Here is an 11,763-nt window from a genome sequence, read left to right on the forward strand (position 1 = left end):
CCCCGCTGAGGCATACTCGAAATGAAGCCATACGCGCCCTATGAAGGCTCCCGCAGCGGGGCCGCCGTTCCAACCCAGGAGGACAAGACCGTGAGTTCCATCGCATCCGTGCTTGAGGAAAGCCGGGTATTCCCGCCCAGTGCCGCGTTCGTCGCCAAGGCCGGCCTCGATGCCGACAGGCTGGCCGCGCTGCACGCCGAGGCGGAAGCCGACTTCACCGCGTTCTGGGGCCGTCTGGCCAAGGAGAACCTGCACTGGCAGACGCCGTTCCGCCAGGTGCTGGACGACAGCCAGGCCCCCAACTACCGCTGGTTCGCCGACGGCAAGACCAATGTCTCGGTCAACTGCCTGGACCGGCACCTCGGCAGCCAGGGCGACAAGCTCGCGATCCGCTTCGAGGGTGAAAAGGGCGATGTCCGCACCTACACCTACAAGCAGTTGCACGCGGAAGTCTGCAAGCTCGCCAACGCCATCAAGAGCCTGGGCGTGCAGGTCGGCGACCGCGTGGTGATCTACCTGCCGCACAGCGCCGAGGCGGTGATCGCCATGCAGGCCTGCGCGCGCATCGGCGCCACCCACTCGGTGGTGTTCGGCGGCTTCTCGGCCAGCTCGCTGAAGGACCGTATCGAGGATGCCGGCGCCAAGCTGGTCATCACCGCCGATGGTGGCTGGCGCGGCGGCAACATCGTCGAGCTGAAGAAGGCGGTGGACGAGGCGCTGTCGGCTGGCGGCCCGAGCATCACCAAGGTCATCGTCTTGAAGCGCACCGACCACGGCGTGCCCATGGTCGCCGGCCGCGATCTCTGGTGGCACGAGTTGCTGGCCACGCAGTCCGAGCGCTGCGAGCCGGAATGGGTGGACGCCGAGCATCCGCTGTTCCTGCTCTACACCTCCGGCTCCACCGGCAAGCCCAAGGGCATCCAGCATTCCACCGGTGGCTACCTGCTCGGTGCGCACCTGAGCGCCCAGTGGGTCTTCGACCTGAAGCCGGACGACGTGTTCTGGTGCACTGCCGACGTCGGTTGGATCACCGGCCACAGCTACGTCGCCTACGGCCCCTTGAGCAACGGCGCGACGGTGATGATCTACGAGGGCGCGCCCACGGTGCCCGACGCCGGTCGCTTCTGGAAGATCGCCCAGGAGCACGGCGTCACCATCTTCTACACCGCCCCCACCGCGATCCGCGCGCTGATGAAGCTCGGCGAGGAGTGGCCCAACAAGTACGACCTGTCGAAGCTGCGCCTGCTCGGCAGCGTCGGCGAGCCGATCAATCCGGAAGCCTGGATGTGGTATCACCGCGTCATCGGCAAGGAGAAGCTGCCGATCGTCGATACCTGGTGGCAGACCGAGACCGGCGCCATCATGATCGCGCCGGTGCCGGGCGCGGTTCCGACCAAGCCCGGCTCCTGCACCAAGCCCCTGCCCGGCATCTTCACCGCCATCGTCGATGAAACCGGCGAGCCGGTGACCGCGCCCGGTCAGGGCGGCTATCTGGTCATCACCAAACCCTGGCCGTCGATGCTGCGCACCATCTGGGGCGACAACGCACGCTATCGCTCCGCCTATTGGGGCCAGTTCAACAACAAGTACTACGTGGCCGGCGACGGCGCCCACATCGACGCCGACGGCTATCACTGGATCATGGGTCGCGTCGATGACGTGCTCAATGTCTCCGGCCATCGCCTGGGCACCATGGAAGTGGAGTCGGCCCTGGTCAGCCATCCGCGTGTCGCCGAGGCGGCAGTGGTCGGACGGCCGCACGAGGTCAAGGGCGAGGCGGTATTCGCCTTCGTGATCCTCAAGGGCCAGCGCCCCACCGGCGCCGAGGCCGATGCCCTGGTCAAGGAATTGCGCGAGCACGTCGCCAAGCAGATCGGCGCCATCGCCAAGCCCGACGACATCCGCCTAGCCGATGGCCTGCCCAAGACCCGCAGCGGCAAGATCATGCGCCGCCTGCTGCGCTCGATCGCCAAGGGCGAGGACATCACCCAGGATATTTCCACCCTGGAAAACCCCGCCATCGTCGCGCAACTGGCCGGGCGCGGCTGAAACACATCATTGGCACTCAACTGAACGTCGTTTTCAGCACCCGTTCAAGGACCGAATTTGCTTGGTCCTTGAACGGCGCGCTTTATTCGTCCACAGAATTAAGAGCCAGATCACAGATTACCTCGCCCAGAGGGTAGTACTAAGATAGGGTGCAGCTATCGGCTAGAAAGCGGAGAAGTGCCGATTGTTCCTGACTTCGGTGAGGGACTTCAGATTCTGGGGACGTTAGGGAAAACGGGACAACGCTGGTTTCACTAGGGTGCGGAGAATTAGCTTCTCGGTGGCCTTCGTTTCTAGCGTTAACCACGGTGTAGGGGGGGGGCGAACAGTGATTACTTTCTTTTCTCCGGCGGCTTGGATCCACACACAAGAAATCGGCCCCGCCTCGGCAAACTGGCCTCGAGCCGCAATCGCCTATGGCCTAGCCTGTGTGGTCTTGCTGTTGAGCTCATGTGGAGGTGGAGGTAGTGGTGGGACTGATACACCTCCAGAACCGACGAGAGCGTTGGCAGTTTCTTCGACGGGCACAGGACAAGGCCGCGTAGTCTCGGTTCCATCGGGCATTGATTGCCCGACTACCTGTACCGCTAATTTCCCACAAGGCAGCATCGTGCGTCTTTCGGCCACCGCCATCGACGACTCGACCTTTGATAGCTGGGGCACTCCGTGTTCAGGAGCTGGCGAGTGCCAACTCACCATGTCGGCAGACCGAAGTGTCTCCGCCCGCTTCTTACAAAAGCCCATCGAGACCCCGAAAATCCTGACCGTTTCCTTGACCGGAACTGGTCTGGGCCGCGTAGTTTCGGTTCCATCGGGCATCGATTGCCCAACCACCTGTACCGCCAACTTCTCACAAGGTAGTACCGTGCGTCTTTCGGCCACCGCCGAAGATGATTCGACGTTCGATAGCTGGGGCGCTCCGTGTTCGGGCATTGGCGAGTGCCAAATCACCATGTCGACAGGCCGCAGTGTAGCCGCGCGCTTCCTGCCGACACCCCCAGAGATTGCGAATGCCAATCTCAGTGCCGAGTACACGCCTGACACGGCGACACTCACCTTGACTTGGCAAGACGTTTTGACCGACGAATCTGCATACCGTGTCGAGTCGCAGCCGGCCACGAATGCGAAGGCTTCGACCTGGGAGGTCGAGGAGTCCCTGTCTGCTACAGAGGGCCAAGGAAATACATACACCTGGCTGCGATCAACCAGCGAAAAACGGCGCTACCGCGTGGTATCCCTTCGACCCTCCGGACAAGCGGTGCTGAGCACCGCATCCGGAGCTGCGGCACTGACCGTCGATCCCACCTTGGGAGCGAGCATCGCCCTCGATCAGAACGAACCACTTGTTGGCTCGGTGCAACTGAGCATTCAGTCCGTTGTGGGCAACCCAACAAGGGTCACCTACTTCGTCGATACCCGCGAACTGACCAGCGGCACAGTGGGGCCGCTGTTTCCGGCCACCTGGTCAACACCGGCGTGGGGCAACGGCTCTCACCTGCTCAACGCAAGAATTCGGTTCGGATCGGACAACTATGTGCTGATCAAACGCACAGCCGAAGTGGCGAACCCGGACTTGAACGCAAACCTGCAGATCAAAGGATCGGGCGGTGTGGTGCGGGCAATTGTTACCGCCGCGTCCGACACAGCCATCACCAACGTCACGTTTTATCTGGACAATGAGCAAACCCTTTCGCTAAGTCAGAAGAACGGCTGCGCCAACCCGGACGAATGCGAGTTCGAAGGCGACGCCGACGCCTACATTTGGGAGTGGGATACACGAACGGCCACGGCTGGCACCCACGTCGTAAGCGCAGTCGTTACCGACGCTCACGCCGAATCGCTCACCCTGACAAAGACCTTCGAGGTCAACAACTATCCCCGTATACATCTGACCAGTCCGGAGCAATGGTCCATCGTCGGAACCGAGCTGCAAATCTCCGGACAGGTCAATGACGATCAGCCGGACCCGAAAATCACGGTTACGCTGGGCGACATCACCATACTCAAGACGTCCGGAAACGACTTCTCAGTTAGCTACGACCTGTCAGGCCTCCCGGAGGGAACCTACACACTGAAAGTTTCGGCGCGCGATGCTGGCAACAACCTCAGCAGCCTGTCCACTCCAATAATCTACGCGCCACTCGCGGCAACGCAGTTTGAGCGCCTGCTGTCCTTGGGTGCGGGTGGAGAACTGCTGGACGCCAAAGACGGCAAGATCCTGTACCGCACCAGCAATAGAGAAATCCGCCTGCGGCAGTTCTCCGGAAGCGAATCCTTGATCACAAACCTGGATTCGGAAACCGGTGCGTCGAGCTTCCAGATTGCCGGTACGCGCGTGGTCTGGTCCAGTCGCCCACCTGAAAACAACTTCGCCAGACTTCGGGTCTGGAACGCCGGTGCGATCACGGATCATGGGCCAGCCAATGCCGCTAGCATCAATCCCGTAGCCAAGTGGCCGTTCGTGGCTTGGAGCACGACCAATTCGTTGCGCGTCCGCAATCTCGAAACGGGAATGGAATCGGTGATTAGTCGACAGAGCGGCCAAACCCTGGGCTCCGATGGCTTCGATCTGCAGGCAAACAGCGACGACAGCGCGACGGTGTTTTACTGGGCATCGATGCAATCAAGCGGCGGCGGCCCGTCAGAGCAAAGTGTGTACCTCTACAACACCGCCACCACCACATCGACCAAGCTCAGCGCAGATGGCAATCACGATAGAAAAGTGAGCACCAACGGTAGCAGCGTGGTGTGGCAAAGGGAGTTGGCCGATGGCGCAAAGCAGCTGGTACACGCTGCCTACAGCGCGCCTGCGGTGCAGTCCATCCTTAGTCCAGCCTTTAGTGCCTTCCACGGCGCGAAAGGCAGCCTGGTGGTCTGGTCCGAGCCACTGGGAGATAGCACCCAGATCAAAATTCGCAGCTCCGACGGTTCCATCAATGCCTTGGAACCAGTGCCAAGCCCCACAACTGTGCAATCTGTGGGTGGGCACAGTGCTCTACTTTGGCACCAGAATAAAACCAAGATCTGGTCAGATGGGGCACTGACAGACATTCTTCCGGCGCTGGTCAAGGGACGCCTTGATGAAAATAGGGCCTACCTGATCGTCAGCACCGAGCAAGTGCTATATCGCCAAAAGCCGGCGCAGCTACCACCTTAGTTTCAAAAGCGACGATCCAACAGTTGGCGGGGAGCCGCCATGGCCCGACACTAGCGGGATGCAAAATCCCCTCCAACTTTCACTCCAGACGTCCCTCAAGCAGCACTTCGGTTTCGATCACTTCCGCCCCGGCCAGGAGTCCATCGTTGTTGATGCCCTGGCACACCGCGACCTTCTGGCGGTAATGCCCACCGGCGGCGGCAAGAGTCTTTGCTTCCAGTTGCCGGCGCTGCTGATGCCGGGAGTGATGGTGGTGGTCTCGCCGCTGATCGCGCTGATGCAGGACCAGGTGCGGCTCCTGGCCGACAACGGCATCGCCGCCACCTTCCTCAACTCCAGCCTCAAGGCCGGCGAAGGCGGCGAGCGCATGGGCGCCTTGCTGCGCGGCGAGATCAAGCTGCTGTACCTGGCGCCCGAACGCTTGCTGAGCAGCGAATTCCTCGACGGCTTCCTGCCGCGTCTGGCGGAAGCGCAGGGCATCTCCGCGTTCACGCTCGACGAGGCGCATTGCGTCAGCGAATGGGGCCATGACTTCCGCCCCGAGTACCGGCAACTGTCGCGTCTGCGCGAGCGCTTTCCACAGGTGCCGGTCTACGCCTTCACCGCCACCGCCACGCCCCGGGTGCGGAGCGACATCATCCGCCAACTGGCATTGCGGGAACCGGCGGTGCACGTCGCCAGCTTCGACCGCCACAACCTCTACTACGCGGTCAAACCCAAGACCTCGCGCACCTACGGCGAGCTGCTGGCGCAGGCGCGCGCCGGTGGCGCCGGCATCGTCTACTGCCTGTCGCGCAAGCGGGTGGACGAGCTGAGCCAGAAGCTCCGGGCCGATGGCATCGCCGCCCTGCCCTACCACGCCGGCCTCGACGCCGAGACCCGCAGCCAGAACCAGGAACGCTACATCCGCGATGACGTCTCGGTGATGGTCGCCACGGTGGCCTTCGGCATGGGCATCAACAAGCCCGACGTGCGCTGGGTACTGCACTACGACCTGCCGAAGTCGCTGGAGGGCTACTACCAGGAGGCCGGCCGCGCCGGCCGCGACGGCGAGCCGGCACGATGCACGCTCTACTTCGGCGCCGGCGACATCCACACCGCCGAGTTCCTGATCGCCCAGAAGCTCGATCCGGTCACCAGCGAGCCCCTGCTGGAAGAGCAGCGCCAGGCGCGCCAGCAGTTGCGCCAGGTGCTGGACTACGCCGAGACCAGCGCCTGCCGGCGGCAGGTGCAGCTCGCCTATTTCGGCGAAACCTTCGTCGGCCCCTGTGGCGCCTGCGACAACTGCACCACACCGCGCGTCACCGAGGACTGGACGGTCCCCGCCCAGCAACTACTCTCCACCGTCGCCCGGCTGGCGAAGCTCAACCAGCGCTTCGGCGCCGGGCACATCATCGACATCCTGCGCGGGGCGAAAACCGAGAAGCTGATCCGCCAGAACCACGAGACGATCAGCACCTACGGGCTCGGCAAGGACCGGCCGGTGGAGGACTGGCGGCATCTGGCGCGTGTGCTCAAGCACGAGGGCCTGCTGGGCGAGACGCAGGACGGCTATCCGGTGCTGACGCTCACCGCCGGGAGCTGGCAGGTGCTCAAGGGCGAGCGTCGGGTCGAGCTGGCGGCGCCACCGAAGGCCGAGAAAGCACCGCCGCGTGGGCGCGGCAACCGCAGCGCCACCGAAGCGGTGCCGCTGGCCGGCGCCGAGGAGCGGCTGTTCCAGCACCTGCGCGCCCTGCGCAAACGGCTCGCCGACGAACAGGGCGTGCCACCGTATGTCGTGTTCGCCGACGCCGCGCTGCGCGCCATGGCGCAGCAGCAGCCGGCAACGCTCACCGCCTTCGCGGAGATACCCGGCGTCGGCGAAGCCAAGCTCAAGCACTATGGCGAAGCCTTCACCAGCGCGATTCGCGAGGCGCTGGCACCGACCTAAACTGTCCCGAATCCGCCATCGGAGACCATCATGTCCGACGCTCTGCGACTGCCCGCGCTCGATCCCGCCAGCCTGCCCGAGCTTCGCGGCAGCGGCTACCCCGAGCCTTACAAGTCACGCATGGGCGACCGTGTAAAGCGGCGCCTGGGACCGGCGCTGGGCCTGACGCAGTTCGGCGTGAATCTGGTCCGCCTCGGGCCGGGCGGCCAGTCGGCGCTGCGCCATTGGCACACCCACGAGGAAGAGTTCGTCTACCTGCTGGAGGGCGAGCTGGTGCTGCGCACGGACGCAGGCGAGCAAGTCCTCCGGGCCGGTGACTGCGCCGGCTACCCGGCCGGCAATGGCGATGGCCATCAACTGGTGAATCGCGGGGACTCGGTCGCGGTCTATCTGGAGGTCGGCACCCGCGACGACGACGACGAGGCGCACTACCCGGACGACGATCTGCTGCTTCGCTACCAGCAGGTCGCGCAGCCGGATGGCGGCTCCCGGCGCGAGATGCTGCCCTTGCACAAGGACGGCAGGCCGTACTGAGTCACCAGCGAGGCCCGGTCGCCCAATATACTCCCCGGCATGGATACCCCCAGCCCCTTCTCGCCGCGTCCGCTGATCCAGAAGATCGGCACCGCGCTGCGCACGCAGCGGGTGGCGCGGGAGTTCGGTATCGAGACTCTGGTACGTCTGCTCAACGAGTACCTGCCGGAAGAGCAGGTCGCCGAGGTGCGCCGCGCCTACAACTTCGGCGCCGAGATGCACGCCGGGCAGAACCGCAGCAGCGGCGAGCCCTACATCTACCATCCGCTGGCGGTGGCGCGCATCCTCGCCGAGATGCGGCTGGATCACGTCACCCTGATCGCCGCGATCCTGCACGACGTGATCGAGGACACCTCGGTGTCCAAGGACGAGATCGCCCGCCAGTTTGGTTCCGAGGCGGCGAAGCTCGTGGATGGCGTTTCCAAGATCGAGAAGATCGAGGGCATGAGCCGCGTCGAGCGGCAGGCGGAGAGTTTCCGCAAGCTGCTGCTGGCGATGACCGACGACCTGCGGGTGATCCTGGTCAAGCTCGCCGACCGTCTCCACAACATGCGCACCCTGGGTGCGATGGCGCCGGAGAAGAAGCGCCGCATCGCCCAGGAAACCCTGGAGATCTACGCGCCCATCGCGCAGCGCCTGGGCATCAACACCCTGCGCCGCGAGCTGGAGGATCTGGCCTTTGCCAACCTGCATCCGCAACGCTACGAGGTGTTCGTCAAGGCGGTGGGCGAGCGTCTGGGCGATGTGAAGAGCCTGATCCGCGAGATTGAGCAGCGGCTGTCGAAAGCACTCGCCGAGGAAGGCATCGGCGCCACCGTGATCGGCCGCCAGAAGAGCTACTACAGCATCTACCGCAAGATGCAGAAGAAGCGGCTGAAGTTTCTCGACGTAATGGACTTGCTGGGCTTTCGCATCGTGGTCGCCAAGCTCGATGAGTGTTACCGCGCGCTGGGCATCGTCCACCACGTCTACAAGCCGGTGCCGGGTCTGTTCGACGACTACATCGCCAATGCCCGCGGCAACGGCTACCAGAGTCTGCACACCACCTGCGTCGGCCCCGAAGGCAAGAAGATCGAGATCCAGATCCGCACCCGCGAGATGCACCACATCGCCGAGAGCGGCATCGCCGCGCACTGGCAGTACAAGCTGGGCGGACGCGATGCCGCCAACTCCGCGCCGCAGGCGCGTGCCCGCGAGTGGTTGCAGATGCTGCTGGACTCGCAGGGCAGCGACGGCGCGCAGGAGCTGGTTGAGAACGTCAAGGTCGATCTGTTCCCGGACGAGGTCTACGTGTTCACGCCCAAGGGCCAGATCCGCCGGCTACCCAAGGGGGCGACGCCGGTGGATTTCGCCTACACCGTGCACAGCGAGCTGGGCGATCACTGCGTCGCCGCCCGTATCGAGGGCCATCTGGAACCGCTCAACACGCCACTCAAGAATGGCCAGACGGTGGAGATCATCACCTCCCGTCACGCGCGGCCCAACGCCGCTTGGCTCAACTACGTGAAGACCGCCAAGGCACGCTCTCGCATCCGCGCTTTCTTGAAGGAACAGCGCGAGGACGAGGCGATCCGGCTCGGTCGCCGTCTGCTGGAAATCGCCCTGCGCGAACTCAAGCTGCCGCCGACCGTGCTCAATGCCAAGGCAGCGGCTCCGGTGCTGGCCAGCTACCAGCTGGAGGAGCTGGAGGATCTGTTCATCTCCATCGGCACCGGCGAGCGACTGGCGCCGCTGGTGGCGCGCCACTTCCTGCCGGAATCGGCCACCGGCACCCGCTCCAGCGACTCCATGCCGCTGGCGGTCGAGGGCACCGAGGGTCTGGTGATCGACTACGCCCGCTGCTGCCGGCCGATTCCCGGCGATCCGATCATTGGCTACGTCTCGGCCAGCCGCGGCATCATCATCCACCGCCTCGACTGCGAACACGTGCAGGCGCGCAAGGGCGGCCCGGGCGAGCGGATCGCCCTGGTGTGGTCGGAGAAGGTGCAGGGCGACTTCCTGGCCGAGCTCAAGCTCAAGGCGCACAACCGCCGTGGCCTGCTGGCCAGCGTCGCCGGCGAGATTTCCGAGGCCGGCAGCTCCATCGAGAACGTGCAGATGCCTGATCGGTCCGGCGCCGAAGAGGCGGTGGAGATGCGCTTCCTGATCACCGTGAAAGACCGTATCCACCTCGCCCGAGTCATCAAGCGGGTGCGACGCCTGTCTGCCGTGGAGCGGGTGAGCCGTTCCTAGCGCGGCGACGGCCGATGTGCCGACGGCAGTTGATACACCCCGCCAGAGGCTCGCTGACCGAGCCTGCTCCCCAGGGGGCCAACGCATTTCTGCAGGCGCGCTGTCGGCTTAAACCTCGTCAGCGAATCGCACCGTGAACAACTGGATGTCGGTCCTGCGCTCGGCCTGCAGACGCTCCCAGTAACGAAGTGCCGAGGCGTTATCGGTGCGGACAAAGGCATGGCAGCGGCTGATGCCGGCGGCCTTCAGCGGCTGCCGAACCGCAGTCAGCAAGGCCCGCCCGCAGCCCAGGCGCCGCCACGACGGATCGACCGCGAGATGGTAGAGGTAGGCGCGCCGGCCATCGTGGCCGCACAGCACCGCCGCGATCACCTGCGCCCGCTCCGTTTCCGCCACCCAGCTGAAGCCCGGATTGCGCTCGAGGAAAGCAGCCAGGGCGGGAGGCTGGTCGCAGGCCTCGCGCAGCACCAGTCCTTCGCACCGTCGCCACAGGGCCAGGCAGGCGTCGAGGTCTGCCACGGTCATGGGCCGTAGACGCCAGTTCCGGAGTGCGTTCAAACCGCTGGCGTCCCCGACACCGGAATGCAATGACCGCCACCCGCCTCAGCCACGCCCGGCGTCGTCCCGGCCGTAAGAAACCCCGTGTTTGGCCAGATAGTCGCGGATCAGCTGCCGCACCACTTGTGAGGCAGTCTGATCCTGGCGGGCGCAGAGCTGCTCGAACGCCTCCTTCTTGTCCGGGTCGATCAGCACGGTCAGACGGGCAGTTTTGGTTTCCATGGGCCGAATCCTAGCACTGGGAAAAAGCGGTTCCCCAGCGCAGCAAATAGCGCTGCAAGGAGGGAAGACCAGGGCATTTTGTTATCATCTTACGCACATGTCATTCACATGTCGCACCGAAAGCTCCGCACCCGCAGTCCCCACCGAGGCCGCCCTTACCTTGCGCCCGAACTCACTCGACCCTCTCGCCTTGCCCGCCGGCGCGGACGGCCGCCGTTGGCATCGTCTGCCCGCCGAGGGCCTCTACAGCGGGGAGCATCTCTGGCTGCGGGAGCCGGCCGATGCCGACCTGAGGCAGGCGCTAAAGCGGATCCGCAATGGTCGCTATCGGCGGCCGTTCGCGCTCGACAGCGTCCGCTCGCGGCGCCTGCACTTCAGCCTGCGCTATGTGCAGAGCGAAATGCTGATGGACTACCCGGACGCGCTGACGCTCAGCTACACCCGGCAGATGATGGGCTTTCTGCCGCTGCTGCCGGACCCGCGCGAGCTGATGATCGTCGGCCTGGGCGGCGGCTCGCTGACCAAGTTCTGCTACCGGCACCTGCCGCAGACCCGCATCACCACGGTGGAAATCAATCCGGAGGTGCTCGCCTTCGGCAGTCTGTTCCAGCTGCCAGCGGAGGACGCACGCCACCGCATCGTGCTCGCCGACGCCGCCGACCACCTCTCCCAGGTCACCACCGGTCTCGACGTGGTGCTGCTCGACGGCTGCGACGCCCAGGGCACCGCGCGTCGCTTCTGCAGCCCCGAGTTCTTCCGCGAACTGCGCGGCAAGCTGCGTCATGAGGGCATCGCGGTGATCAATCTGATCGGCGTCGCCAGTCGCGCCAGCCGTTTGCTGGAAGACCTGCGCAGCGCCTTCGACGACCAGGTGCTGGTGCTCAACGCCCAGGCCAACGACAACCGGCTGGTATTTGCCAGCCGATGGCCCTGGTCCCTGCGGGACTGGACCGACGCAGAAGCGCGCGCCGTGGCGCTGAGCCGCGCCTGCCGCCTGGATTTCCAGCCTTTGCTGCAACAGTTGCGCCGAGCCCAGGTCCAGGCCCAGGCATAAAAAATCCCGGGGCGCTTCCGCCCCGGG

8 protein-coding genes are annotated in these 11,763 nt (G+C 64.7%); 6 read left to right on the top strand and 2 right to left on the bottom strand.

The annotated features are described in order from the left end of the window. Nucleotides 1-21: 21 nt before the first annotated feature. The 5 genes from acs (at nt 22) to ED208_RS04720 (ending at nt 9,902) form a co-directional block, all read left to right on the top strand. Nucleotides 22-2,049 (top strand): acetate--CoA ligase, encoded by a 2,028-nt coding sequence (gene acs, locus ED208_RS04700; RefSeq protein WP_123210732.1) that lies wholly within the window; start codon nt 22-24, stop codon nt 2,047-2,049. Nucleotides 2,050-2,479: 430 nt separating this feature from the next. Continuing rightward, nucleotides 2,480-5,206: an InlB B-repeat-containing protein gene (locus ED208_RS16995; RefSeq protein WP_267897945.1), complete on the top strand. Its 2,727-nt coding sequence runs from the start codon at nt 2,480-2,482 to the stop codon at nt 5,204-5,206. A 58-nt stretch (nt 5,207-5,264) separates the two neighbouring features. After that, a complete protein-coding gene (gene recQ, locus ED208_RS04710; RefSeq protein ID WP_123210734.1) occupies nt 5,265-7,136 on the top strand; it encodes a DNA helicase RecQ in 1,872 nt (623 codons plus the stop codon). Between the two features lie 30 nt (nt 7,137-7,166). Continuing rightward, complete coding sequence (locus ED208_RS04715; RefSeq protein ID WP_123210735.1) at nt 7,167-7,670, top strand: cupin domain-containing protein; 504 nt, start codon at nt 7,167-7,169, stop codon at nt 7,668-7,670. 39 nt (nt 7,671-7,709) lie between these two features. Next, a complete protein-coding gene (locus tag ED208_RS04720) occupies nt 7,710-9,902 on the top strand; it encodes a RelA/SpoT family protein (protein ID WP_123210736.1) in 2,193 nt (730 codons plus the stop codon). 108 nt (nt 9,903-10,010) lie between these two features. On the opposite strand, the gene ED208_RS04725 is transcribed toward ED208_RS04720, so the two are convergent. Both ED208_RS04725 and ED208_RS04730 read right to left on the bottom strand, forming a co-directional pair. After that, nucleotides 10,011-10,427, bottom strand: a complete 417-nt coding sequence (locus ED208_RS04725) for a GNAT family N-acetyltransferase (protein WP_123210737.1) — start codon at nt 10,425-10,427, stop codon at nt 10,011-10,013. Nucleotides 10,428-10,505: 78 nt separating this feature from the next. Continuing rightward, nucleotides 10,506-10,682, bottom strand: coding sequence for a ribbon-helix-helix protein, CopG family (locus ED208_RS04730; protein ID WP_123210738.1), 177 nt, complete (start codon nt 10,680-10,682; stop codon nt 10,506-10,508). Nucleotides 10,683-10,872: 190 nt separating this feature from the next. Between ED208_RS04730 and ED208_RS04735 the strand changes: the two genes are divergently transcribed. Continuing rightward, on the top strand, nt 10,873-11,736 hold the full coding sequence (locus ED208_RS04735) for a spermine/spermidine synthase domain-containing protein (protein WP_158608435.1): 864 nt from the start codon (nt 10,873-10,875) through the stop codon (nt 11,734-11,736). The last annotated feature ends 27 nt before the right edge of the window (nt 11,737-11,763 follow it).

It is taken from the genome of Stagnimonas aquatica (assembly GCF_003730135.1).
Classification (GTDB): Bacteria; Pseudomonadota; Gammaproteobacteria; order Nevskiales; family Nevskiaceae; genus Stagnimonas; species Stagnimonas aquatica.